The organism is Paenibacillus sp. Dod16, from assembly GCF_049893405.1.
GTDB lineage: Bacteria > Bacillota > Bacilli > Paenibacillales > Paenibacillaceae > Paenibacillus_AQ.
Genome location: NZ_JBNDYG010000013.1, coordinates 76,837 through 102,911, shown reverse-complemented (window position 1 = coordinate 102,911; position 26,075 = coordinate 76,837). Strand labels below are relative to the sequence as shown.

24 protein-coding genes and 1 other annotated feature are annotated in these 26,075 nt (G+C 51.9%); of the genes, 1 reads left to right on the top strand and 23 read right to left on the bottom strand.

Going from position 1 to position 26,075, the window contains the following annotated elements:
- Positions 1-192: 192 nt before the first annotated feature.
- The 7 genes from holA to ACPV3A_RS12455 form a co-directional block, all read right to left on the bottom strand.
- Complete coding sequence (holA, locus tag ACPV3A_RS12485) at positions 193-1,212, bottom strand: DNA polymerase III subunit delta (protein WP_220686066.1); 1,020 nt, start codon at positions 1,210-1,212, stop codon at positions 193-195.
- Between the two features lie 284 nt (positions 1,213-1,496).
- Positions 1,497-2,762: a zf-HC2 domain-containing protein gene (locus ACPV3A_RS12480; RefSeq protein WP_426199816.1), complete on the bottom strand. Its 1,266-nt coding sequence runs from the start codon at positions 2,760-2,762 to the stop codon at positions 1,497-1,499.
- The gene (locus ACPV3A_RS12475) at positions 2,759-3,307 is read right to left on the bottom strand and encodes an RNA polymerase sigma factor (RefSeq protein WP_036644490.1); all 549 of its coding nucleotides are present in this window, start codon (positions 3,305-3,307) and stop codon (positions 2,759-2,761) included. Before ACPV3A_RS12475 ends, ACPV3A_RS12480 begins: the two co-directional genes overlap by 4 nt.
- Before the next feature lie 188 nt (positions 3,308-3,495).
- The gene (locus tag ACPV3A_RS12470; RefSeq protein ID WP_426199815.1) at positions 3,496-5,613 is read right to left on the bottom strand and encodes a ComEC/Rec2 family competence protein; all 2,118 of its coding nucleotides are present in this window, start codon (positions 5,611-5,613) and stop codon (positions 3,496-3,498) included.
- Positions 5,614-5,659: 46 nt separating this feature from the next.
- On the bottom strand, positions 5,660-6,217 hold the full coding sequence (locus ACPV3A_RS12465; RefSeq protein WP_426199814.1) for a DUF4131 domain-containing protein: 558 nt from the start codon (positions 6,215-6,217) through the stop codon (positions 5,660-5,662).
- A gap of 116 nt (positions 6,218-6,333) precedes the next feature.
- Positions 6,334-6,852 carry a deoxycytidylate deaminase gene (locus ACPV3A_RS12460; protein ID WP_100535884.1) on the bottom strand — a complete coding sequence of 173 codons (519 nt, stop codon included), beginning with the start codon at positions 6,850-6,852 and terminating at the stop codon, positions 6,334-6,336.
- A 48-nt stretch (positions 6,853-6,900) separates the two neighbouring features.
- Positions 6,901-7,557, bottom strand: a complete 657-nt coding sequence (locus ACPV3A_RS12455) for a ComEA family DNA-binding protein (RefSeq protein ID WP_194541615.1) — start codon at positions 7,555-7,557, stop codon at positions 6,901-6,903.
- Between the two features lie 172 nt (positions 7,558-7,729).
- Here ACPV3A_RS12455 and comER point away from each other — a divergent pair, with 172 nt between their 5' ends.
- A complete protein-coding gene (gene comER / locus ACPV3A_RS12450) occupies positions 7,730-8,572 on the top strand; it encodes a late competence protein ComER (RefSeq protein WP_071222895.1) in 843 nt (280 codons plus the stop codon).
- On the opposite strand, the gene leuS is transcribed toward comER, so the two are convergent.
- The 16 genes from leuS to ACPV3A_RS12370 form a co-directional block, all read right to left on the bottom strand.
- Positions 8,553-10,994, bottom strand: coding sequence for a leucine--tRNA ligase (gene leuS / locus ACPV3A_RS12445; protein WP_194541614.1), 2,442 nt, complete (start codon positions 10,992-10,994; stop codon positions 8,553-8,555). The genes comER and leuS overlap by 20 nt on opposite strands.
- 89 nt (positions 10,995-11,083) lie before the next feature.
- Positions 11,084-11,336, bottom strand: a binding site (T-box leader).
- 40 nt (positions 11,337-11,376) lie between these two features.
- Complete coding sequence (locus tag ACPV3A_RS12440; protein ID WP_194541613.1) at positions 11,377-12,258, bottom strand: AraC family transcriptional regulator; 882 nt, start codon at positions 12,256-12,258, stop codon at positions 11,377-11,379.
- A 77-nt stretch (positions 12,259-12,335) separates the two neighbouring features.
- The gene (locus tag ACPV3A_RS12435) at positions 12,336-13,409 is read right to left on the bottom strand and encodes a Gfo/Idh/MocA family protein (RefSeq protein ID WP_426199813.1); all 1,074 of its coding nucleotides are present in this window, start codon (positions 13,407-13,409) and stop codon (positions 12,336-12,338) included.
- A gap of 23 nt (positions 13,410-13,432) precedes the next feature.
- A complete protein-coding gene (locus tag ACPV3A_RS12430) occupies positions 13,433-14,602 on the bottom strand; it encodes a Gfo/Idh/MocA family protein (protein WP_426199812.1) in 1,170 nt (389 codons plus the stop codon).
- 25 nt (positions 14,603-14,627) lie between these two features.
- A complete protein-coding gene (locus tag ACPV3A_RS12425; RefSeq protein WP_194541610.1) occupies positions 14,628-15,494 on the bottom strand; it encodes a sugar phosphate isomerase/epimerase family protein in 867 nt (288 codons plus the stop codon).
- Between the two features lie 323 nt (positions 15,495-15,817).
- Entirely contained in the window at positions 15,818-16,588 is a 771-nt protein-coding gene (locus ACPV3A_RS12420) for a class I SAM-dependent DNA methyltransferase (RefSeq protein WP_194541609.1), read from the bottom strand.
- A gap of 42 nt (positions 16,589-16,630) precedes the next feature.
- Positions 16,631-17,533 (bottom strand): CvfB family protein, encoded by a 903-nt coding sequence (locus tag ACPV3A_RS12415; protein WP_426199811.1) that lies wholly within the window; start codon positions 17,531-17,533, stop codon positions 16,631-16,633.
- Entirely contained in the window at positions 17,530-17,877 is a 348-nt protein-coding gene (gene rsfS / locus ACPV3A_RS12410; protein WP_071222884.1) for a ribosome silencing factor, read from the bottom strand. The genes ACPV3A_RS12415 and rsfS overlap by 4 nt, the downstream gene beginning before the upstream one ends.
- Positions 17,874-18,452 (bottom strand): bis(5'-nucleosyl)-tetraphosphatase (symmetrical) YqeK, encoded by a 579-nt coding sequence (yqeK, locus tag ACPV3A_RS12405; protein ID WP_194541607.1) that lies wholly within the window; start codon positions 18,450-18,452, stop codon positions 17,874-17,876. Before yqeK ends, rsfS begins: the two co-directional genes overlap by 4 nt.
- Entirely contained in the window at positions 18,436-19,026 is a 591-nt protein-coding gene (locus ACPV3A_RS12400; RefSeq protein WP_071222882.1) for a nicotinate-nucleotide adenylyltransferase, read from the bottom strand. Before ACPV3A_RS12400 ends, yqeK begins: the two co-directional genes overlap by 17 nt.
- Positions 19,027-19,092: 66 nt before the next feature.
- Complete coding sequence (gene yhbY, locus ACPV3A_RS12395; protein WP_071222881.1) at positions 19,093-19,383, bottom strand: ribosome assembly RNA-binding protein YhbY; 291 nt, start codon at positions 19,381-19,383, stop codon at positions 19,093-19,095.
- Positions 19,384-19,780: 397 nt separating this feature from the next.
- Positions 19,781-20,647 (bottom strand): shikimate dehydrogenase, encoded by an 867-nt coding sequence (locus tag ACPV3A_RS12390; RefSeq protein WP_194541605.1) that lies wholly within the window; start codon positions 20,645-20,647, stop codon positions 19,781-19,783.
- 54 nt (positions 20,648-20,701) lie between these two features.
- A complete protein-coding gene (yqeH, locus tag ACPV3A_RS12385; RefSeq protein WP_194541604.1) occupies positions 20,702-21,829 on the bottom strand; it encodes a ribosome biogenesis GTPase YqeH in 1,128 nt (375 codons plus the stop codon).
- Entirely contained in the window at positions 21,826-22,356 is a 531-nt protein-coding gene (locus tag ACPV3A_RS12380) for a YqeG family HAD IIIA-type phosphatase (RefSeq protein ID WP_009592142.1), read from the bottom strand. Before ACPV3A_RS12380 ends, yqeH begins: the two co-directional genes overlap by 4 nt.
- A 237-nt stretch (positions 22,357-22,593) precedes the next feature.
- Positions 22,594-24,831 (bottom strand): DUF4129 domain-containing transglutaminase family protein, encoded by a 2,238-nt coding sequence (locus tag ACPV3A_RS12375; protein WP_426199810.1) that lies wholly within the window; start codon positions 24,829-24,831, stop codon positions 22,594-22,596.
- On the bottom strand, positions 24,828-26,075 hold the full coding sequence (locus ACPV3A_RS12370) for a DUF58 domain-containing protein (protein WP_194541602.1): 1,248 nt from the start codon (positions 26,073-26,075) through the stop codon (positions 24,828-24,830). Before ACPV3A_RS12370 ends, ACPV3A_RS12375 begins: the two co-directional genes overlap by 4 nt.

Here is a 26,075-nt window from a genome sequence, read left to right as displayed (position 1 = left end):
ACGGCTTCTTTCTTCGTTTCTTCGCTATATCGATTAAAGGTTTGGCCTTTCTTCGCTGACATAACAAAAATCCCCTCCGGTATCCAGTATTTGAGTTCATTGTAACATGTCCTCTTTTTTCACTGTCTACCATGAGGGGATAATACCAACTGCTCCTGCAGCCGTACGCTCTTAACTTGTTGCGGATGGTCTTTACGCCCCAAGCCGCAGCAAAAACAATTCAATGCCCAGCACCTTATCCACGGCCCCGGTCTTCATCTGGTAATCCAGATTCGCCAGGTGGTTCAGTATGCCTTCAAGGCGAGCTGTCTCAAACTTTCGGGCTTGCTCGCCCGCAATCTTCACCGCATAGGGATGCAATCCGATCTGGGAAGCAATTTGCTGCTGTGAGTAGCTCTGGGTGGATAAAGTCTTCACCTGCAGAATAATCCGGAACTGTCTGGTAATCAGCGCAGCAATCTTGATCGGCTCCTCGCGCTGCTTCAGCAGTTCGTAATAAATTCCGAGCGCCTTGTCCAATCGAAGATTCGCAATATCCTCTACAAGCGCAAATACATTCTGTTCCGTACTGCGCGCCACCAGCATATCCACGGTTGCGACATCAATCACACCGCCAGCGCCAGCATATAAGCACAGCTTTTCGATCTCACCTGATAATGCCTGAAGGCTGGTTCCCGCATTTCGCACGATCGCTTCCGCCGCACCTTCCCGCAACGTGCAGTCGCTTTTCTTTACCTGCTTGTCCACCCAGCGAAGCAAATCCTCCCCGCCCAAAGGCATGAAGGACAAAGCAACCCCCGATTTCTTGACTGCCTTGACTACCTTCTTCCGTTCATCCAGCTTTTCTTGTCCAACCATAAAGACAATCACACTATAATCAGCAGGATTGGTCAAATAGTCCAGCAAAGCCTCTGGACGATGATCCACTTTCCCGTTATCTTTTGCTGCGGTAAAAAAAGCCGTATCCCTGACCATGATCAGTTTTTTTTGAACCATAAAAGGAACCGTCTCCGCTTCTTCAATAACGGTTTGAATCGGAACTTCCCCTAAATCCATATGAACGAGGGCAAAATCACGGTCTTCTTTCGGGATTAGCTGGGCTTCCAGAAATTCGGCGAATTCCTTCATTTGAAATTTCTCGCTGCCATACAACAAATAGACGGCAGACACCTCTCCCTGCTTAACCGCCTTGGCCGCCGCTTTGGCATCCATCGGCGTCCCCCCTTTCTACTCTGTACACTATACCAAAAAAGTGTGCCTGAATGCGAGACGACAAGATAAAAATGCAATCGTCCGCACGAAAACAAAGAGACCTCGGCTTTGGCAGCGGAAAGGTCCCTTCGTCCCAACACATCTATATAAACGCCGGCAAGTATGCTCTAGAAACACCTCGCCGCCGGTCATACGACGGTAGTTGGTATCATGCTCTCTCTAATATATAGTGTATTCATATCTCCCGGCATTGGTGCACCGATTGTATATATCTCTGAACATCTCTATGATTTAGGCTGCTTCTGCCCCGTAGATGCCGGTGGCGGGGACTTCTCAATGGAATAGACGGATTCAACCAATTCGTTATCGGTCTGCACCTTATACTTGAACGTTAAGCCATCCTCGGACCATTGACCGGATACCCAGCTTCCGCCGAGCGGAATTGTCTCAACCGTTTCAACCGCATCAGGCGAAGTTTGGCTTCCCGATGGCAGACGATAGATAATCAGATGATCGGCCTCGAGCGAGGCTCGGTAGAGACCGTCCGGGGACGACCACTGTTCCGGCACCATCGCCAGTCCTTGGTACGATCCGGATGACCTGTCGGATGATTCGGCGCTTTCCATGACCGCATCACCGGCAGGATCGCTAATTGGAGGCAGCATCTCAGACGTGGTATCCGGTTCCGTAGGTGACGTCTGGACATCCATGGTTTCAGAACTCTGCTCAGGTTCATTCGCCGGAGGGTCAGACGGACTTCCGGTATCGGTTTTTGGCACCTCATTGTTGCTCGTTGCAGGTTGGTCTGGCGCTTGGGGTTCCCCAACATCTTTCATCTGAACCGGTTTATCGGGTGCTGTAACATCTTTACTGGTGCCATCAGCCGCATCCGATGGCTCCTGTGTTGCCTTCGTATCATTCGAGGCAGGGTCGGAATTGGCTTCCGGTGACGATTCCGATGGCGAACTCCGCAGACTTGCGGATGAATCGTTCCCATCATTCGATTCGCCACCCGTCTCCGTGCCGCCTTCGGCGGCAAACGGCTGAGCCATTTCCTGATTCTGCGTGGCAGCCGATTCGTCATTCGCCCCGGCACTGGTCGTGCTAGCCTCTTCGTATGGAAGCTCCGCATCGGATAACATCTTCGGTTCATTATTAAAAATCGCTACGCCGAGAATAAGTWCAGCCGCGGCGGCCCCGATAGCAGTTCTACCGCCAATCGTGCTCCACCAGCTGCCCGCACGTCGCGGACGCCGCATTTCCGGCATCATTTCGGCTGGCTCCTGGCTTTTCAGTGCTGGAGGTACGACAAGGTTCTGGCGATCACGGTCAATGGCATCCAGTCTAGGCATGATAGCGTCTACCAGACTGACAGGCGGGGTTACGGCCGGAAGATCCTCAAGCTCTCTGTTCAATGATTTCAATATATTAAAGGTCTCCGCACACATGGGGCACACGGCAATATGCTGATACATTTGGGCCGTCTCCTCCGAAGTGAGATCCCGGTCCAAATACCGGTGCATACGTTCCACCACCTCTTGGCAATTCATCCTGATACACCACCTTTCTGATGCTCTTGGAGCATATTCTGCAGCTGCTGCCTGGCCCTGAACAAATAGGATTTTACCGTATTGAGCGGGAGGTTCAGACAATCAGCAATTTCGTTGTAGGATAGATCCTGCAAATACCTTAAGACAATGACCGTACGATGATGGTCCGGCAGTTGATTAATGGCTTCCTGAATATCCTGAGCCAGATATCCCGACATCACTTCCCGTTCTACATCGAGATTATCCCGAAACACCAGATCATGTTCATCGATGGAAACCGTCGGCTTTGTCCTGCGGAATTTATCAATGCATATGTTGGTGACAATCCGTTGGACCCAAGTTTTGAACTGAGCCTTCTCCTCGTAGGAGTTAATCTTCGTATATACACGTATAAGTGCTTCCTGGGCTGCATCCATAGCATCCTGTTCATTGTTTAAAATGTAATAAGCAGTTCGGTAAACATGTTGCTCAATTTCTCGCAATAGGGTGATTAGAGCGTCGCGATCGCCCGATTGAGCGGCTCTTATGAGTCCCTGCTCCACCACAGTGGATCCCCCTCTCCCTGCATACATACAGACGGATAAAATTAAAAAAATGTTGCAGTATGTAACCTATTATTTTTTTAGGAAACTTCATCTAACTATACCAAATATAAAGATTATAGTCACCGCTGCATTTTTCCTATTAAAGATCTTACTACGAATTGATGTCCCAAGGACAGCGGGCTGTTTATTCAAGGAAGCTTCGTACGCGTGTCAATATGTCCATCCTTGATCCTCATCTGTATTTCACCGTGAAGATTGGTCTGATAGATGAGATTCGTGGAACGTTCCAACCGTCCTACCACATCCGGATGAGGGTGGCCGTACATATTGTTGACACCAGCGGAAATAACCGCTGCCTTCGGCTTCCATGCATTCAGCCATAGCGCGGATGTCGAGGTTTTGCTGCCGTGATGGGCAACCTTCATGACATCGATGCGGTCACCGGCAGCAGCAAGCAGTGAAATGATATCATCTTGTGAAGAACGTTCCTCTAGATACAACAATATTTTATGTTCGGCAGCTTGGTCTGTGTCACCCGTAAACAGGATCCGGCTGCCGTTCATTTGAAGGACAAATACTAGTGAAGCATGATTCTGCTCCTTAATCAACGGTAATGGTTTTATGGTTTCTCCACTTTCTGGGAAAATAGGCGCTAGAAATTGGATTTCCGTATGGCTGTCAAGCTTCCATACTTCCCGATCCACTCCAGCCTCGTATATGGGAATGCGCTGCTGTACGGCGGTTAACATCAGCTTCCGGAAGGAAGCGGAGTCAGTCAAGGTCCCGTTAAACACAACTGATTTTACCGGGATTTCCTGCAAAACAGCTTGAAGACCGCCTATATGATCCTGGTCTCCATGGGACATGATGACAGCCTCAAGCTGGTGCACGCCCCTTTTTTTCAACAGCGGAACCACCACCTTCGCTCCCACCTCATACGGGGCCTTCCTTTCCTTCCAAGCATCCTTTTCCCTACGAAAATTCACCGTTCCACCACCGTCAATGAGAATATGCTTGCCCTCAGGTGTTGTTACCAGGATCGAATCCCCTTGTCCTACATCCAGAAACTGCACGAGTCCCGCTCCGTGCATCGATGGAGATTGATAGCCGCCGTACAGTAAAAAAACCAAAGCTGCGGACAGCAGGACGATCGCGGCTCTCGCTGCATAGCGTTCAATATAATCACTGGCGCGAAAAAAACCTCTCCATCGCAACGCACCGGCCCATTGATCCACGAGCGGAAACATGCCGGTTGCCCCAGACAAATCTCTTTTACTATCCAAGGATTCGCGTCCTTCCAATGGAACGGTATCGTCCGCCCCGCTCCGCTCTCCTTCGCCATTTTCGGATCTCATCTTCAGAATGGAGAGCAGCGAATACAGCACAACAAAATAACATAAGATCCAGGCTAACGACGGGGACGGCCACAACGTCATCAAAGCGGATGAACCATTCATCCATTCAACGACACGGAACGTCATTTGGTTTAACCATTCGGTCACAGCTGCCAACCAGCCAGCTCCGCGCATCCATACCCACCCCATCAGCAAAGACACCATTCCTAACGGAAGAACGACAAGGCTAATCACCGGAACCAGGATCAAATTGGCGAAGACAGATATCAGCGACACCTGGTTAAAATAATAAATGGTTAGGGGAAAGGAGATCAGCTGCGCTACGACCGTGATTCCAACGGTTCCCGCAAGCCAGCGGGGCAAGAATGACAGGAGCGGCATCAGCTTCGGTACGAAGATCATCAAGCCTGCCGTTACGATGAATGACAGCTGAAAGCTGACGTTCACGAGAAAATACGGGTTCCACAGCAGCATGACGAGCGCGGCAACACTAAGAATATGCAGTCCATCCTTCAAAAGTCGCCGCCGTGCGGCATACAAACCGATCATCCCCATGATGCCGGCACGGATAATAGAAGGACTTGCCCCAGTAAGCAGGACATAAACGGGAATCAGCCACATAACCACAGTCAGCGAGGTCTCCCTCGTCATTCGAAGGGTTGTGCATACGAATAAGAGGCATCCCACAATCACTGCCACATGCATGCCTGATATCGCAAGAATGTGAGTCAATCCCAAACGCGAGAACTCCATAAACGTATCGGGATCCAAATCATCCTGATTGCCAATCACAAGTCCCTTCATATACCCTGCATGGATTCCGCCATACAATTGATCCAGCTTGCCCCCGAGCTTATGCCGAACGGCATCCGTCCATCTTAGAATATGACTTACATTCCAGCTGTCAGGCGAGGTGACCTTCGCTAGGTCAGAGCCCTTCACTTTGATCATCCAATGAATCTTCTGGGTTCGCAAATATTGAGCATAATTAAATCCGTCAAAATTGCGAGCTTCTCCAGGTTTTTGCAGCTCTCCGGTCAGCTCTATGCGGTCCCCGCTGCCATCGCTGAACTATCTCCAGCTCCTTTTTGTCCATTAGTTTCACTTGAACCCTGACGATATCATCCGTCTTCAGCAAGGTGCCGTTATCCGGATTCGCTTGTTTTTGGGACTCTGGAGGCTTTGTTAGCTTGAGATCAGCTTGATGTAGGGCAACATTGAAATCCGCGCGGTCGCCATCCACTTCTATTGGGGTTGTGATTACACCAAAGGCAGTAACAGGAACAGCGTCCGTCGATGTCTCCCCTGAGAGGACCGGCTCAAAATCACTTACATTGGCCGCGTCATGCCATTCCCAGTAAGTACCCGACATGCACAAGGAGAACAGCATGCAGAGCGTAAAAAGCCGCCCTGCCCCAGCCCAATGACATACAGCAAACAGGATGAGAATCAGCCCGGCTGCAATCATGGCCAGCCTCCATCCGTCGTACAGGCATGCAGCACCGCTGCCGATTACCCACATCACGGTAAACACAAGTAATGGCCTTCGCTTCATGATTCCAACAAATCCCTTCATCATTAAATAAAAAAGGACCCTTGCCTGCATATCGCAGTCAAAGGTCCTTCCTCTGTGACTTTCTATTCATTTTGTTCCGTAACCTTATCCATGAATCATTCCGCTACCGTCATCAAGGTTTCGCGCGGCGGCTCATACGCTTCAAGCTGCCGGAACAAAATCCCCTTCTGTTCCATCATGCGGGACACCTTGCCCGAATCCTTCGGATAAGGACGGTGGAACACAACCTCGACAATGCCGCTGTTGGCAAGCATATTCGCACAGGTCCAGCAGGGCTCATCCGTCACGTACACCGTGCTGCCTTCCCGATCGATCCGGTCCGTGAATAACAGCAGATTCTGCTCGGCATGAATCGTCCGGATGCAGCGCTGTTTCTTCACCATGCTCTCCTTGCCGTCCTGCACGACCAGTTCATAATCCTCGGCGATCATACAGCCCGCTTCCGAGCAATCAGGCACCCCCATCGGCGCGCCGTTATAAGCCGTCCCGAGCAGCTTCTTCCCCTGCACCAGCACCGCCCCGACATGACGTCGCGGGCATTGGGAGCGGGTTGAAACCATAAAGGCAATATCCATGAAATAAGTATCCCAATCTTTACGTTGATCTGCACTCATCATCTGTCACCTGTTCCTTATCAATATCGCCTTTATTGTAGCACATAGCTAAAGTCCAACGTAAGGCTTCATCTTCTCCAGCATTTTGGGCCCGATGCCCTTTACGTTCATCAAGTCGGCCTGACTTTTAAATGGACCGAACTGATTCCGATAATCGATAATGGCCTTGGCCTTCGCTTCGCCAATGCCAGGCAGCTCCATAAGCGTTGCAGCATCCGCCGTGTTGACATTAATCAATCTGGATGGATCCGTAGCTGCTGGTGACTGCGCTGCACCATTAACAGGAGTTTGTTGCTGTAAATGCTGAGTGACACCTTCAACCTGAGGCGGTACAAGGGGCGAAGAAGGTTGACCAGAAGCCGAAGACGATGCCGTATGGTCTGCTATACCGCTCCCTGCCGCTCCTTGGTCTTGGTCTGGCATGGAGTCCTTCACATTACTGGCAGGCTCGATCTGCCCCGCCTGCGTGCTCTTTGCAGCAGTCTTCGAATCCGTTCCGGCTCCAGACGGTTCCACATCCTTCTGCCGGGAATCAGCCCCGGACGTCTTCACACCCGCATTCTCTTCGGCCGCAAGCACCTGCTCCAGCTGATCGTTCAGCGGCTGCCAGCCCTCGATCCCCTGATCAACACCGCCGGCAAACAAGATGAACCCGCAGCCCGCAATCGTTGCGGCAAGACTCCAACCTAAAGATATCCTTTTCATCGATTGACCTCTCCTTAACATTAAAGTTCATTTTGTACAAACTCAGGAATATTCTTCGGTTTCCCCACCGAAATCGCAGGAAAAACCGTCATGAATCGGCATCTTCCCCGCATACATTAAACGTAAGGACGGTACATTTCTGCCGTAAAGCGCGAAAGGAGGGAACATACACATGAAGGTCGGTTTTATCGGTACGGGCAGCATGGGTAGTCTGTTGATCGATGCCTTCATTCAATCGGGCGCACTCCTGCCTGAGCAGATTCGGGTCAGCAACCGAAGTCCTGAAAAGCCGATGCAGCTGGCAAAACGTCATCCCGGTCTGACGGTATGCAGCTGTAACACGGAGACGGCTTCTCAGAGCGACCTGCTATTCCTATGTATAAAGCCGCTTGAATTCAAATCTGTCATCAGCGAAATCAAAGATCGGCTTGAAGTCCGGCAAATCGCCATATCCATCACGAGTCCGGTCCAACTGATCCATCTGGAATCATCGCTGCCCTGCAAGGTGGCGAAAATCATACCGAGCATCACCAACCTAACCGGAGGCGGAGCATCGTTATGCATGTACGGTTCCCGAATAAAAGAAGAAGACAGGCAGCTTATAGAAAGCCTCCTGTCTTATATCAGCAGGCCGCTCGAGATACTGGAATCGCACACGCGAATCACTTCCGATTTCTCCAGCTGCGGACCTGCTTTTTTAAGTTTATTCATGGAAAAATGGATCGACGCTGCCGTTGAAATGACCGGAATCGACCGCAGAACCCTTAATGCATTAGCCGGAGAAATGCTGCTTGGCACCGGCAAGCTGTTAACGGAGGAGGGCTTCTCCCCCGAACAGCTGCAAGAACGGGTTGCGGTTCCCGGAGGCATCACGGCTCAGGCTTTGGCACTGCTGGATTCTAACCTGAACGGATTGTTCTACCAATTGATCCAAACCACACACGACAAGTATGAGGAGGATTTGGCAAAACTGGATGCTGCCTTCGGTTTTACGATTAACCGGCCACGATATTGACCAGTTTGCCCGGTACGGCAATGACTTTGCGAATACTCTTTCCTTCCAGCGCCTGCTTGACATTCGGAAGGGAGAGGCTATGTTGTTGCATGGCTTCTTGGTCCATGTCTTTCGAGATTTTGGCACGTTCTACGATTTTGCCGTTAACTTGAACGACAATCTCCACTTCGGCCTCTACAGTCCAAGCCTCGTCATACTCCGGCCATGGCACGTAGGTTACGCTCTCCGTGTAGCCTAAACGGCTCCACAGCTCTTCAGCCAGGTGAGGGGCCAGCGGGGAAAGCAGCTGCACGAAGTTCTCCATCGCTTTGCGCGGAAGCTCTTCCGTCTTGTATCCCTCGTTGATGAATACCATCAGCTGGCTGATCGCTGTGTTAAAGCGCATATGTTCAAAGTCTTCGGTCACTTTCTTAATCGTTTTGTGCAGTGTACGTCTGAAATCATCCGTACCCTCGCCTTCCACGATTTTAGGGTTCAATTGACCGTCGTCCCCGATAAACAGGCGCCATACGCGGGAGAGGAAACGAAACGTTCCTTCAACGCCGTTGGTGTTCCATGGCTTGGTTGCTTCCAGCGGCCCCATGAACATCTCGTACACACGCAGCGTGTCGGCTCCGTATTCGTTAACAATATCATCCGGATTGATGACATTGCCGCGGGATTTACTCATTTTTTCATTATTGTTGCCCAGGATCATACCCTGATTGACCAGCTTCTGGAAAGGCTCCTTCGTATCGACAACGCCCAGGTCATACAATACTTTGTGCCAGAAGCGAGCATACAGCAAATGAAGCACCGCATGCTCCACACCACCGATGTACAGGTCAACCGGCAGCCATTCCTTCTGCTTCTCCTTGGAGCACAATTCATCATTATTGCGTGGATCGATATAACGCAGGTAATACCAGCAGCTGCCTGCCCATTGCGGCATCGTATTCGTCTCGCGGCGGGCTTTCATGCCGGTTTCGGGATCTACCGTTTCCACCCACTCCGTAACGTTAGCCAGCGGTGATTCGCCGGTACCGGATGGTTTAATCTGATCCACATCCGGCAGCAGCAATGGAAGCTGATCCTCAGGCACGGTCTTCATCGTTCCGTCTTCCAGATGCAGAATCGGAATCGGCTCACCCCAGTAGCGTTGACGGCTGAACAGCCAGTCGCGCAGACGGTAAGTTACCTTCTTCTTGCCCTTGCCCTCTTGCTCCAGCCATTCATTCATCGCCTGGATAGCCTCTTCATTGTCCAACCCGTTCAGGAAGCCGGAATTCACATGCGCGCCACTGCCGCTGTATGCTTCCTCCTCGACATTTCCACCCTGAACGACTTCAATAATCGGAAGACCGAATTGCTTCGCAAACTCCCAGTCACGGCTGTCATGACCCGGAACCGCCATAATGGCACCCGTTCCATAGCCGGCAAGCACATAATCCGCGATCCAGATCGGCACTTTAGCGCCGTTTACCGGATTAATGGCGTATGCACCCGTGAATACACCGGTTTTATCCTTGGCCAGATCCGTCCGCTCCAGGTCGCTTTTACGTGCTGCTTGATCTTGATAAGCCTTGACGGCTTCACGCTGATCGGCTGACGTAATCTTATCTACGAGGTCATGCTCCGGCGCCAGAACGCAGTAGGTTGCCCCGAACAGCGTATCCGGACGGGTCGTGAACACCTCCAGATGACCATCGTAACCTTCGATGTCAAAACGAACCTCAGCGCCTGTGGATTTGCCGATCCAGTTGCGCTGCATATCCTTCAGGCTTTCGCTCCAGTCCAGTTCATCCAGATCTTCAAGGAGACGATCCGCGTATTCGGTAATGCGCAGAATCCATTGGCGCATCGGTTTACGTACGACCGGATGGCCCCCGCGTTCGCTCTTGCCGTCGATGACCTCTTCGTTCGCAAGCACGGTACCGAGCGCTTCGCACCAGTTCACCGGCACTTCAGCCACATAGGCAAGGCCGCGCTTATAAAGCTGGATAAAGATCCACTGGGTCCATTTATAATATTCCGGATCGGTTGTGCTGATCTCGCGGTCCCAGTCATACGAGAAGCCCAGAGATTTGATCTGGCGGCGGAACGTATCGATATTCTGCACAGTAAACTCGCGAGGATGTTTGCCTGTGTCCATGGCATACTGCTCCGCTGGCAGACCGAAGGCGTCCCATCCCATCGGATGAAGCACGTTGTATCCGCGCATCCGCTTGTAACGGGACACGATGTCAGTCGCCGTGTACCCCTCCGGATGCCCTACGTGCAGGCCTGCTCCTGATGGATACGGAAACATATCCAGCGCATAAAATTTCGGTTTGGATGATGAATCTTCCGTTTTAAAGGTTTTGTTCTCATCCCAGTATTGCTGCCACTTCGGTTCGATGGCCTGCGGCTGATAGCCGTGGCCGGTTGGTTGATTGTCCGTCATACTCCATTGCTCCTCCTTCACAGTCAAGAGGCAAGGCCTGTGCCGTTGCCCAAAAAAACAAAAAAACCTCATCATCCATAGCGCTGATCGCTAGGGACGAGAGGTTTGATTCCCGTGGTACCACCCTAGTTAGCCAAAGGCATGCTTTGCCTTTCACTCCCTTTGCATCCTTATCGCGGATGAGACGACGATGCTTCAGCGGCCGAATCTGCCGAAATACAGCGGCCGGGTTAACACCATTGCTCCGAGGCGAGTTCATTCCTATCGTCAACCGGTTTTCACCAGACACCGGCTCTCTGCATGATCGAAAGTGGAACGATTGATCCTCATCATCGCGTTCATATTACCGTTTTAATGTGGCTATTATACCCAAAAAGTCCAATCAAGTCAACGAAAGCTCTTCCCCGCTTCTGCGATAATATTCCGGCGTCGTCCCGACCATGGCTTTAAACATCCGGCTGAAATGAGCCAAATGCTTGAAACCTGCCGCCTGGCTGATCTCCGTGATGCTGAGATGCGGATGGAGCCTGAGCAAAATTTTAGCTTGGTTAATCCGCCGGTGATACAAATATTTAAACACCGTTGTTCCGGTAACCTCCTTAAACAAGGAGGATAAATAGTGTTTCGTAATATGCATATCGCGGGCAATTTGCTCCAGCGTCAGATCCTGCATATAATGTTCCTCGACGAACGATACGACATGCTGGACATGCCGCTCTTTCTCGGAGATGGAGTCCTGATCCTGTACAGCGTCCTGGCACCAGTCCGCGATGACGTACATCATCTCCTGAATACGCAAGGTCATCCGTTCCTGGCGAAAACCGGCCGTGGATGCCGAGAGGCGATGTATATCGGCCAACATGCCTTCGAATTCGTCCCGATTGGTCCCTGTCAGTGTCATGCGATGATTTCGCAGCGATTCGAAGGGATCCAGCAATATCGATTTGGCCGTCTCCGAAAGCCCTTTGCAGATCCAGGCCGGATCGAAATGCAGAATGCTTCTGACGTATCTGGAATCGGGCTCAACATTCGGACAATGGAGCGTAAGCCCGTTCATCAGGAGCAGATCCCCCGGTTTCAGGGTGAAAACGGAATCGCCGATCAAATAAGTGCAGCGTCCTTCATGGAAATAATAAATTTCATAAAAAGCATGCGAGTGAAACTGCCCTCCCGACAGCGGCTGTTCATTGTAATAGGTCAGATCAAACGGCGCTTGCAGCTGCATGCGGTCAAAACCTGGCATCATATCGACAGATGAGGTCATCTAGAGAATCGCCCCTTTAGCGATTTTGGAGTTATATAACCCACAACGTAACGGGGTTTTCTCTATTATAAATGATTTTATGGAATGCGCACGGCCTCATTTTGGGCGATGACGCACAATTCTCCGGCTTTGAAGGCATGCTCCTGGGACATGGCATGCTCCGTGCGTTCCAGACAATCCAGGATAAGCTCCCCGAAGAATGGATAGCCCACCTTGCCTTGAAGCTCCATATGAAATTCTCCCTCGCCATTAACCAGGTACAGATGATCACCCTGCGGATGCCTGGCGATATCGATGTATTTGCGAAGCTCGATGTATCCTTCCGTCCCCAGAATAAAGGTTCTTCCGTCGCCCCAGGTGCCAAGGCCCCCGGGTGTCAGCCAGTCGACTCGGAAATAATTCGTGGCCCCGTTGTCTCCCACAAGCGTTGCATCTCCGAAATCCTCCAGCTCCGGGTAATCCGGATTCGCATAATTCCCTATCTTGCTGCTGAGCACCTTGGCATCACGGCAGCCCGCAAAAAACAAAAATTGTTCAATCTGGTGGGAGCCGATGTCACACAGAATCCCCCCGTACTGTTGATGACGGAAAAACCAGTCCGGACGGGAGGATGCGTTTAAACGGTGCGGCCCTGTTCCCATCACTTGCACCACTCGCCCGATCGCCCCGTCCTGGATCAGCTTCCCGGCATGGACGGCACTTTCCACATGCAGCCGTTCACTGTAATACACCATGTACTTCTTGCCTGTCTCCTCGGCTTTCGTGCGAGCAGCGTTCACCTGCTCCAGCGTCGTGAAAGGCGTCTTATCCGTAAAGTAATCCTTGCCGTGCGACATGACCTTCAGGCCAAGCTCGCATCGTTCCGAAGGAATGGCGGCAGCCGCTACCAGACGCACTTCCGCATCCTGAAGCACCTGTGACTCGGACGAGGCAACGGTTACACTTGGATAAGCCTTGCAAAAAGCCGCAACCTTCGCGGGATCTGGGTCATACACCCACTTTAGCGTCGCCCCTGCCTCGATCAATCCGTTACACATACCGTATATATGTCCATGCTCTAGCGACATAGCGCCAAAAACAAACTCTCCGGGCTTGCATACCGGCTGGGCCTTGCCCACCGGCGCATACAGCATTCCATTACTGCGGTCCATACCACGTGCCTCCTGATTGTGATTTAGTAGGTTCCAAACGTCTTGCTCATATCCACCGGCCCGATCTCCTTGACCGTTTTCTGAGCAGAAGATTGTGTGATCCGTTCCTGCAGCATTTCGTGATACAGGTCCTCGTTAAGAGGGAGATCAACCCAATTATCGGACCAGGTGGACAGATGCATGGCATTCGACAGCGTCAATCCGTGGATTCCCTCTTCACCGGGGGCAATCAATGGCGTTCCATGCAAAATAGCATCCGCAAAGTTCTGGATAATGCCGCTATGCTGCGGATTATCCCCCGAGATCGGCACCTCGCATTTCCAGCATTCCGGTTCGCCGAATCCCCCGGTATACTGCCGATTGAATTCCGGCTCCGGCACTCGGAGGCGCCAGAAGGTAAGCTTGCCGTCCTCGATGACGATTTTTCCGCGGTCCCCCGTCACTTCATATCGGTTGGTTCCGGGCGCTTCACCCGTTGTCGTAATGAAGACGGCCGTAGCCCCATTCTCGTATTCCGCATAAGCCGTCACATCGTCTTCAACTTCGATGTTCCGGTACTTGCCGAAAGCGCAAAAAGCACGAATTCTCTTTGGCATCATGCCGGTCGTCCACTGCCAGAGGTCCAGTTGATGCGGGGACTGGTTAATCAGGACCCCACCGCCTTCTCCCGCCCAGGTAGCCCGCCATCCGCCTGAATCATAATAGCTCTGGGACCGGTACCAATTCGTTATGATCCAGTTCATCCGCCGGATCTCCCCGAGTTCACCTTCTCCTATGAGCTCTTTCAGCTTCTTGTAGAGCGGATTACAGCGCTGGTTGTACATTATCGAGAACACCTTGCCGCTGGCTTCTGCCGCGCGGTTCATTTCTCGCACTTGCTTCGTGTAAACGCCTGCCGGCTTCTCGATCAGGACATGGAGTCCATGATTCAGGCACTCAATCGCCACTTGAGGATGGGCATAATGAGGCGTCGCAATGATCACGGCATCGATCTCCCCCGAGGAGATCATAGCCTTCGTATCACTCCATATTTTCACGTCCGAGGGCAGCGTTGCCCTTGCTTCTTCCTGTTTGGCCGGATTCAGATCGCATATAGCGCTAAGCCGCGCTCCCTTGATCCGCCCGGACGCCAGCGACCTGGCATGCGAAAACCCCATCCCCAGTCCAATAACCCCTACTCTTACCTGTTCCATGTCTATAGCCTCCTTCAAAAGTGACCTACGCGTTTTGTTTCTGCTCTGACCACAGCTTCATCTGCTCGGCAAAACGAAGAAGCATTTCCCTAGACTCAAACGTTCCGCTAAAATCTTCGATTCCGTAGTAACCTTCGTAACCAACCGATTGCAGATCCTGTATGACCTGCTTCCATGGCACGGCCCCCTGGTCAAGTGGAACCCATTCCCCGGACCACGCCGCAGAGGTACCATCCTCGGCAGCCGTTTTGCGATAACCCCCGTTTTTCACATGGACATGAGCCAGGTACGGACCCAGAAGCTCCAAGCCCATCCGGTAGTTCTCGTAACCTTCATGGACCATGTTGCCCGGATCATACAGCACGCCGATATGCTGCGGATTAAAGTGGGATACAAGCCGGTGCGTCAGTCCGGCGCTCGGGGCGATCGTAAGATGGTGCGTTTCCACCACGGCTTTGACCCCGTAAGCCGCAGCGAGATCCTGCACCTCATGGAGATAACGAACCGCCTGGTCGTACAGCTCATTATAATTGCGCTTCCGGTCATATCCCGGGATACCCGCGCGAATAAATGAAGCTCCGATCAGTTTGGCTGCTTGCATGACCTTCTCCGTCGCTTCCACGTCGCCGCATGTCAAATAAGGAACGACCGCAAGACTGCGCCTGCCATGCTTGTCGGCCGCTTGCTGAAACTCGAGCCAATCCTCCTGCGTGCCGTTCGGATCCATGGAGCAGCGGTTATGCCGCCAGAACGAGGGCTTCTCCCCTGCAGCTTCTTCCGGAATCTCCTTAAAGCGCCATTCGATTCCTTCAATACCGGCATCCGCCGCGGCTTTTGCCAATTCCTCAGGCTGTAAGTCAGGAGTTGCGACTGTGAATACGGACAGTTTCATGCTCATTCATCCTTTCTCGTCCCAATAGATTAGTTTATGCATCATTTGACCATCGTTGAACTCAAATACGGTCATACAGAGCGTACCGGATGCCTGGAATCCTCCCTTGAGATAGCGCTCTCATTTCTGTTCATCTTATCTATTCCTCATCGTAGCACAGTCCCCGAAGCAAACCCATATCCCTTCTAACGAACCTTAACCACAGTCAAATAAACCAGAAAAGAAGTGTCTTTGAATATAATGAATCCATGCTCGACGATAAAAAAGCACTTTCTCTCGTCGCTACCGACAAAAGAAAGTGCTTCTCGTAAAAGGATATTCGTTTATTTTACGGCAACGTAGAACAGCCGGGATGCATCCTGACCCGCTTCCACCCACTCAAAATCGGCATAACATTTCACATCCCGGAATCCGGCCTTAACCAGCTCGACCTTCATCCATTCGGGGTCATATCCCCGCTGCACATGCGTTTCCTCAAAGCGGCGGTAGACCGTGGGATCCTGGTCATCCCGTGCAAAGATGGAAAGATGATGCTCGATCTCCATCCGGCGTTCATCCATGTCGCATGTCCAAATGTAGGACACTTCCCTTTCGTCCAGCACAAATGGCTGATCTGCGTCATATCGTAAGAGCGTGTTCGGGTGATGCACATCAAACAGGAACGTGCCGCCTTCCTTGAGGCCGTTGTAGGTCCTTGTAAAAGCGGAACGGATGTCCTTTTCCTCCAGCAGGTAGTTCACACAATCACAAAATGAAATGACGGAATCCACCTGCTCGGGCAGCTCCCACGAACGCATGTCCTGTTGGACCCAGCGGACGCTGCCTTCCCGGAACAATCGATGCCCCTGGGGTGTACCCTCCAGCTTGCGTCTGGCAACCGAGAGCATATCTGCCGACAGATCGATTCCCGTTACCTCGAAACCGGAGTTTACGAGCGGAATGGTGATGCTGCCTGTCCCGCATCCGAGCTCAACGACGCTTTTTGGCATTCCGTGCTTATCCCAGGCCATTCTCGCAAAGCGAATCCAGTCCGGGTACGGCATGTCTTCCATGAGTTGATCATATACGTAAGCAAACTTGCGGTAAGACAACATGATGACACCACTTTCCTTAGAAGCTTCCCCTACCTTGCCGGGTTATTCGTTTGAACCGGAGTTCTCCTCTTTAGTGACCATATACGTCCAGCTGTCCTTTTGGGTAACCAAACCGTCCTTCATCAGCTTGCCAAGCGCGCGTTTAAAGGCGGATTTGCTAATGCCGAACCGCTGCTTGATGATGTCGGGGGGCGTTTCATCCGAATACGGCATCGCATGGCCCGGTCGCTCCTTCAGAAAAGCGAGCAGTCGGTCTGCATCATCCGTCCGGCCAATCTCTTTTTGCGGTACCATCGACAGGTTAGCCCTGCCATCTTCCCGGATATGGCTTACCCGAACCTTCACCTCTTCGCCAAGCCGCAGCATACGCGTCCGTTCGGAGGAGTGGATCATGCCAATGGCGCCGAAACCGATCACACCGCCATCGATAATAACAAACGTGCCCATCTGGAGCGGTTTGTACACCAGGGCAGTGAACCACTGGCCCTTCCACGATTCAGGCGCATGAAACGCAAGCGGAGCAAGCTCTTGTTCTCCGGCGAGTTTCGCGCGGAGCCGTCCTTGCTTATCATGCTCCATGATGACAAATACATGATCTCCCACTTGCGGATGAAGCTCCCGCATCTCCGGCAATTCCCGGATCGGAAGCAGAAGCTGCCTGCCAAGCCCCATCTCGAGGAAACATCCCAAGCGCGGATGAACATCCGCCACCTCAAGCTTAGCGGTTTCACCTAACGTAAGGTAAGGTTTCTTCATCGTTGCGGCCAGGCGGTCTTCCGTATCGAAGAATATAAAGACCTCGACCGTATCCCCCGGCTCGATTTTACCCGTGAGCTCCGAATAGTGAAGAAGCACATCCCGATCTCCGCCATCCAGGAAATAACCGTAAGGGGACACTTCTCTGGAAACGACGAGTTTCGTTAATGTGCCGGCAATCAGACTCATACGTTCTCCACCACTTTAGCATCGGACCACAATCGCTCGATGTTGTAATATTCCCGCTCATCGCGATGGAAGATATGAACGATCACGTCTCCGAGGTCCATCAGCACCCAGCGGGCTGCATCCATTCCCTCCAGTCCGCGCAAAGCTACTCCCGCATCATGAGCCTGTTTACGGATTTCAGTTGCGATCGCCTGCACCTGAGTATCCGAGTTACCGTGGCAAATGACAAAATAGTCTGCGATCAGGGAAATTCCTCTAAGATCCAGGACCACGATATCCATCGCTTTTTTATCTTCAGCGGCAGTCACTGCCACATTTAACAATTCATTCGGTTTCAACGTCATGAATTCGCCTCCAATTGCTTAATTAGATCGTTGCGGGCTAGTACCGTCAACGGAAAAATGATTTGTCTGCGCGAAAGCAGATGTCCAATCGTCGAATCAAAACCGGCTGCAAGCGCCTCTTCAAGGCTATGGTTGGCCAGTTCGCGAATATTATTCACGCCGGGGAAATCCCGTCCCGGTTCCATATAATCCGCAAGGCAGACCACCTTATCAAGCAGTGTCATGCCGACGCGCCCCGACGTATGGTAACGGATGGCGTTAAGCACATCGGTATCCGTTACGCCATATTCGTGCTCTGCTACGAACGCGCCTACCTCAGCATGCCAAAGCTGCTTGTCGTAACGGAGCAGCTCTTCGGATAGCGCATGCTCCACCATCATTTGTTGAAGCTTTTGCACGGGCCAATATTTGGCCACGTCATGCAGGATGGCGGCTAATTCTGCCTTGACCGGGTCGGCCCCGAACCGATTGGCAAGGATGACCGCGGTTTCCATTACGCCTTTTGTATGCTCCCAGCGCTTGGCCGGCATCTGTGAGGATACCGCTTGAATGAGTTCATCACGGCTGTACTCCATAAATACCGCTCCTAACAATATAATCGTATACACGGTCCGGGACCATATAACGGATGGACAAGCCCGATGCGGCTCTGCTCCGAATCATGGTGGACGATATTTCAATCAGCGGCATCTCCGCTGTCACTACCACCTTTTGCAGGAAATCAGGCAGATCATCCACCGATAGCTTGGTTCCGGGACGGTTAAGCCCAATAAAAGTGAGCATTTCCGCCAGCTCCCCGATCCGATTCCACTTGGGAAGATACGCTACCATATCCGCCCCGATAATGAACGAGAAGTCATGCTCGGGATACGTGTCCCTCAGCTCTCTGACCGTGTCTACCGTATAGGATACGCCGCCGCGTTTCACTTCCCAATCCAATGTACGAAAAGATGGATGGTCGGCTACAGCCTCAGCGGTCATCTCCAGCCTCATCAGGCCGGTTACGCCGGCATCTTCCTTGTGCGGGGGAATGTGGCTGGGCATAAACCATACCTCTTCCAGACCGTAAGCGTCCCGAGCTGATTCGGCTGCGAGCATATGCCCGATATGAATGGGATCGAAGGTTCCGCCCATTATCCCTATCTTCATCCGGGTTCACCTCCCCTAATAAGAGAGTCATTCTATATTCATTAAGCTAATGCCATCAAGGCTCCCTTACGGCAGCTCGATGGTTTTGTGGTCTTTTGATTCTTTATAAAGCACGATCGTCTTGCCGATAACCTGTACCAGCTCGGCCCCGGCACCTTCAGCAAGCTCCTCGGCGATTTCGCGGGGATCTTCGAGACAGTTGTTGAGCACGGATATTTTCATGAGCTCCCGCTTCTCAATGGCCTCGGAAATATGCCGGATCAGATGCTCATTGCTTCCTCCCTTGCCTACCTGGAACAGCGGATCCAGATGATGCGCAAGCGAACGTAAATGTCGTTTTTGCTTTCCTGTTAACATGCTTGGTCATTACTCCTTAAATATTCAATTATTAAAGTGCGTGTTCAAAAAGGTCGATTTTCAGCACCGAGAAGGTTGGATGAAGCTAGGGACGTCAGGAGCGGAGCGTACGTTGTTTGTAAGTGAGCACCGGAAGGCCCGGCTGAATTCAAGATTCGATGCCGAGTGGCTTCTTGATTCACTTCGTGTTAGATATAGGATTTATAAGTTATCAACGGAGTTGATGAAATTCTATATCGCAAGAAAACCTACTTCTGAATCGCGGTCGCTCAGCCTTGAATTTGCCTCGATTGGTTTTCTTATCAAAATCGGACTTTTTGAACAACCTCTTAAAGCCTGCAGCTTGTCGAAAGCTATATTGTAGCTTCTGCATAAGCATTAATCAATAAACACAAGATTAAACCTCGGATTGGAAGCTGGTCAGAACCGCATCCTTCATCGCCTGTACGGGCGCCCTCAGACCTGTCCAATACTCAAATGCATACGCCCCCTGGTTGATGAACATCCCGAGACCGCCATGCACCGTGCATTGCCGCAGCTCGCTTTGCCGCAGCAGCTCGGTCTTCAACGGATTATAGATCAGATCGCTGACAACGATCCCTTCCGGTATATACTCCGCTGGAACAGGAAGTTCGGAAACCCGGGGAAACATGCCCACCGAGGTTGTGTTGATCAAGACATCGGCATCTGACAATGCCTCTGTGGCATGATCCTCACCGTATCCCCTCAAGTCAGCAAGCGAGCTCCACTCCTCGGCCAATGCCAGCGCTTTGTCGGATGTCCGATTCACAATGGAAATCTTCTCAGGCTCTTCCCCGGTAAGGGCGTAGATGATTCCCCTGGCCGCTCCGCCGGCGCCGTAAACAACGATGCGTTTCCCTTTAAGGTTGGGACAGGCTTCATCCTTTAATGAACGAACATATCCGATGCCATCCGTATTATAACCCGTCAATTTGCCATTGTCGTTGACGATGGTATTCACGGCACCGATGCGCCGCGCCCCTTCATCGACGACATCCAGATACTCCATAACCTCCACCTTGTGCGGGATCGTTACATTCACTCCGCGGAATCCCAGGGCTTTGACAGCCTGGATAGCGTCACGAAGCCCCTCCGGACGTATATGAAGGGGCACATAGGCCCCTGACAATCCCAGGGCGGTAATCGCCGCATCATGCATGGCCGGTGATTTGGAGTGACCGATAGGGTCCCCCATTACGCCTAGGAGCAAATAATCACGCTCGATCGTTGGATTCACTTTCATTTCTCCCCTATCTCTCCCATGATAAAGCGGGCTTTACCAAAACGATTTTATCTCTTATATCAAAGATGGACGCGACAGAACTTTGATTCCTTTAGGTACATGAACCGCCACAAGCGCGCCCTGTTCACCATTGATCTTGATCCAGCCGAGCCCCGAGATAAACACGTCTTGGCGGGTTCCCTTAGGAATACGGATTTCATGTCTTGTCCATTCCGGCAGTTCTTCAAGCCGTTCCTTGGTCGGCGGTGAAAGAAGCTCTCCGGCATGTTCGGCAAATAACGAATCCGCCCGCTCCAGCTTGGTCCGATGAATCCCTAATCTGCCGCTGATAAAGCAAGTAAAGGATTGGTGCTCGCCTTGCAGAAAATCAAAGCGGCCAAAACCTCCGAAGAACAGAGTCTGCCCTTCGTTCAACTGGTATACCATCGGCTTCAGCGGATTCTCCGGCATGACCGTCCCCAGATCCTCACGGCTCACAAGCTCGCTGTAGCGCCATGGGTATACGATGCCCGGCGTATCTATAATATACCGGCCGTCATCCAGCGGAATATTGACCATATCCAGCGTCGTTCCAGGATAACGGGAAACGGTCAGCTCCTGATCCAAATCGCTGTAGTCGCGGATCAGACGATTGATCAAGCTGGATTTACCCACATTCGTGGCGCCAACCACGTAGACGTCCCGGTCTCCTCGATAATGCGCAACCGTCTCCAGCAGCCGCTCAAAGCCTTGATTCTTCTTCGCGCTGCAGAGCACGATGTCTTCCGTTCTCAGTCCATGCTCCTTGCACTGCTTCTGTACCCAATTGAGTACCTTGTTCCAATTGGTGACCTTCGGCAGAAGATCGGTCTTGTTAACGGCCAGAATAACCGGATTGTTGCCGACAAACCGCTGCAGCCCCGAAATCAGGCTCCCTTCAAAATCAAAGAGGTCCACGATATGAATAACAAGCGCATTCTTGCCGCCAATCTGTCCCAGCAGCCGTAAAAATTCATCCTGGTCTACGGCAACCGAGGAGGCTTCATTATAATTCTTAATCCGGAAACAGCGCTGGCAAATAACCGGGTCGCGGTCCCAGGCCTTCTCCGGCAAATAGCCCGGCTTGTCCTGTACTTCACTCTGAAGCGGTATGCCGCAGCCGCTGCACTTCTTGATGTCTTCTCCGCCAGTAGGCAACGTCATGATTTCGGTTCCTCCTCCATCCATAATCCTTTCTTGCGCAAACGGGTCAATGCGATCCGCTCCACCCGGCGATTGACCAGGCGCGTAAACCATCCCTCATCGTTGATGGCGATAGGCATAACCAGCACCGTATACAGACCCAGCCGATTCCCGCCATAAACGTCGGTCAGCATCTGGTCGCCGACCACAACCGTTTTCTCCGGCGTGAGCTCCATCATTTTCATCGCTTTGCGGAACGGGGTATTACTTGGTTTACGGGCTTCATGCACATACTGGATATCCAGCGGCGTCGCAAATTTAGACACGCGTTCAAGCTGGTTATTCGAGACGATGATGAGCTGGAAACCGATCTCCTTCACCCTTTTGAACCAAACGACCAGTTCCGGTGTCGCAAGCGGCGCCTTGGCCCCTACAAGGGTATTGTCCAAATCCGTAATGATTCCGCGATACCCCTGCTCATATAATTCCTCAAGGTTAATATCAAAAACCGTATTCACACGGAGCTTTGGGATTAACATTTCAAACAAGTTCGTCACCTCAATTTCATACGAAAAACTATACCATATTCCGGTTCCTTAGTAAAAATAATCACGAGCCTTTTTCTTCCCGTATACCGCGTCGCTGCCTTTACCGGCAAAAGACCACCCGGCGGCTGTTTGGAAGCGGACCGGGCGGTCTTGAAATCATCGATATCAGAACGTTTCATACCGAGTTATCCTGATACACGCAAGAACAACCACCATCACGCGGTCTGTCTTCTTGGATTAGGTAGATAGCCGTTTCTCGGATACAATGCGAACCTTCTTAATAGACTTCTTCAGCTTCAGGGCATCCTGTTGGACGGAGCGCCATTGCTCTTCCTTCACTTCAGCCGGGCTGTACCGGGCAGCTTCAAATTGCTGCAGCAGCGGTCTCAGCTCCGCTCCCAGCTCAGGGTGTGCACTTACCCAGCGGCCTACCGATTCACGAAGGGTTTCATGTTCCTGCCTTACCAAGCCTCTGCGCTGTACGGAACGTATCCATCGTTCGGTTTCGGCAATGACTTTATCCGCGGCCGTCAGCGGCTTGCCTGCCCGAATACGCGCTCCGGCAAAACGCAGGCTGATGCGCATTCGCCATACGATGTACAGAATCCATAATACGATAACAACCACCGCGGCCGTTACAACAACTTTAACCCAGCCGGGCTGCTGATGATCGGAGGTAGCGGCTGGCGCAGCCTTGTCCTCTGCCTCTTCTTCTTCAACTTCTTCCTCAATGACAGGCTCAGCGTCTGTGTCAGCCGTCAGAATCGGCATGCTAAAGCCCGGTGTTGCTTCAATCGGTACCCAGCCGTATTCGCCGAAGTACACTTCAACCCAGGAATGAGCGTCGGCATTCGTAACGGTATAGTTTCCGGGTTCAATCGAGGTTTGACCCTCGAGAGGAACGTACTCCGATGCCGTCATTCTTCCCGGCGCGTAACCTTTGACCCAGCGTGCAGGAATATCCAGCGACCGTGTCATCATCACCAGGGAGGTCGAGAAATAATCGCAATACCCTTCCTGGATTTCAAACAGAAACGCATCCACAAAATCATCGCTCTTCTTGCGTGTAAGATCCGGCGTATTGGTATAGGTGAAATTGCTCGTTAAATATTGTTGCAAGAGCATGACCTTCTCATACGGCGTATCTCCGCCCGCGGCAATTTCTTCGGCCAGATCGGACACCCGGTCAGGGAAGTTTCTCGGCATCTGGATATACGCATCGTCAATCGAGCCGGAATAAAGTTCATCATAAGTTCTGGTGCTCAGCTCATCGATGGGAATCACCGGCACTTCCGACGTTAAGGTATAACTCTTCGGGTAGTCCGCATTACGAGCGTCGTCCAGATGCATCTCCGCGCCTTCGGTCACCCAGCTAAGCCGATCCGAATCGATATCCTCATCCAGGCTCTCCAGCTGACGAACGGAGTAGGCGCCGAACAATACCGGATACACCGTATCACTCAGCATCGTTACCGATTGCTCCAATGTTTTGGTAGGTACGGATCCGCTGGCTTCCCCCGGCAATTCCTCCCCGATGTCCACGCCCGTGCCGGAACGCCGGCTGCTGGCTCCGTCCGCCCAACCCGTTCCCGAGTATACGGCTCTGGTTTCCCCTCGCCAATAGCTGCGTTCATCCGAGGTAATCGACATCACCGGTGAATAGTCAAAGTTAAAACCGCCGCCAAGGTCGTTGTCCTCCCGTCCATATCCGGACATGCTTTCAGACGGTGACTCGATAAGGGTTCCGGTACCGGTTGTACTGCCGCCGGATAACGGCACCCCGTTCCACTCCCGCCACGCCGTGTAAGGATCGGTTAACGTGGGCTTCACGTGCGGCATATTCACACCGGCTACAATGATCAAAGAGAAGATGACCAGGATGTTGGCAACAATCTTGAACGGATACTTCGATAAATTGACCCATCCCTGCGGAAAGCGTCTGCGGAACCGGTTAAAATGGCTGGATACGAGCCAGCCCATACCCGCTCCGACAACCCAAGCGATTTCATCCCACAGCACGATTTTCGTAAAGGAATCCAGCACGGCAAAACCGATGACGTTGATCCCGACTACAAAAAGCACGCGCCCCTTGGTTTTGGCCCACCGCGCAAGGAACAGAAAAGCGGCCCAAGCGGCGATAGCAAACCACAAATACGGAAAAAGATACATGAGTTCCTCGGTCAGATCGCCTTCAGCGCCAAGGACAGGAACCGGATTACCGTGAGTTTTCAGCAAACTGTATACACAATACAAGATCAAAATAAACTGGATAAGCACCCGGTAACCTTGCTTGATCGGAAGCAGCGCTTCGGTAACCACCGTAATGGTTAATGCTGCAATAACAATGGCTGTCGTTTCCGAGAGCCATATCGTCTCGGTAAAGGATACCCACTGCATCCCGATGATCCAGATCCATAGCATCGTTAAAGTACTGAAGAAGGTAGTAGATAGTTTGTCCAGCCACAACTTCATCATGCACCACCTCCCAGCGCAGCCGGCAGCTCGTCAAGGGAAGAAACCGAATAGCTGGAAATCCCCCGGGATTGCAGAAGCGAAATGGAATCATCGCGTTTTTTCGTTTCATTGGAATTGGTTATTTGCAAGAAACATGGGTTCATTCCCCGGGTTTCAACCCAGCGCATGATCTCTGAAGCGTCCTTGCCGCTCATCGGGCTGATCAGCAGGAACAGGGCCCCTTTTGGAAAATGGCGATAGGATTTCTCCAGGGAAGCAATCAATTTGGTTTTACGGTCATAATCCACGTCAACCAAATGCTGAATCATGCGCATCCGCTCTCCAGCATGATCGGCGGGAGCGAACATCTGAGCTTCTCGGGTAGCCGTGAACAAGCCTGTACCCGCATGCTCCTTGGCACCATATTCGATCAGCGACGCAGCTGCCGATACGGCCAGCTCGAACTGCTGGGCATGAGCATATCCGTCCGCGGAACAGTCCAGCACAATCATCGTTCTGGGAAAGGATTCATGCTCAAATTCCTTCGACTTCCACGAGCCGGTCTTCGCCGTTGCATTCCAGTGTATCCGGGAGATCCGATCGCCGTACACATAATCGCGGACTCCGTTGATCTGTGTGGTTTCCCGTCTGGAAGCCGAAATTGTGGTATGTGTACCGCCCAATCTCGAATTCCGTATGTTTCGCTGCCATTTGGGAATATATATGGTTCTCGGCAGAACGCGGAAATCGGTCTGAACCTCAATGCGTCCCTTGTGCTCCATTAATCCGAATATATCCTCGCTAATGCATTCTGTCTTTGAGAAAGCGTACCGCCCTCGTTCAAGCGGAGGGGTCTGAAATACAAGCTTGCCCGCACCGCGAAGGTTCGGAATGACGCTATCTTCAAAAGACCAGGAGTCGCCGTTATGCCTTTGCAATACTTCACGAACGATCATATAGGGCATCGGCAGCAAACCAGGAACATGGACCTCCAGCTTCACGCGGACCTGTTCACCGGCATGAAGCTGTTCACCCCCATGCTCCGCTCCTCCCAGCACCCTTCGCTGGGCTTTCACACGATTGACTCCGCCAAAGCCAGCACCGATCAAATAGATCGTCAGAAGGCTGACCATGGAGAATAGCATGAGCGAGGTTTTGCCCCCCTGAAATAATACGTACAAAAGACATAGGCACCATACCGCCAATACCGCTGCGAGTCTAGACGGCTGCATGCCATTCAAAAATAACGATACCGCGCGGCGCAT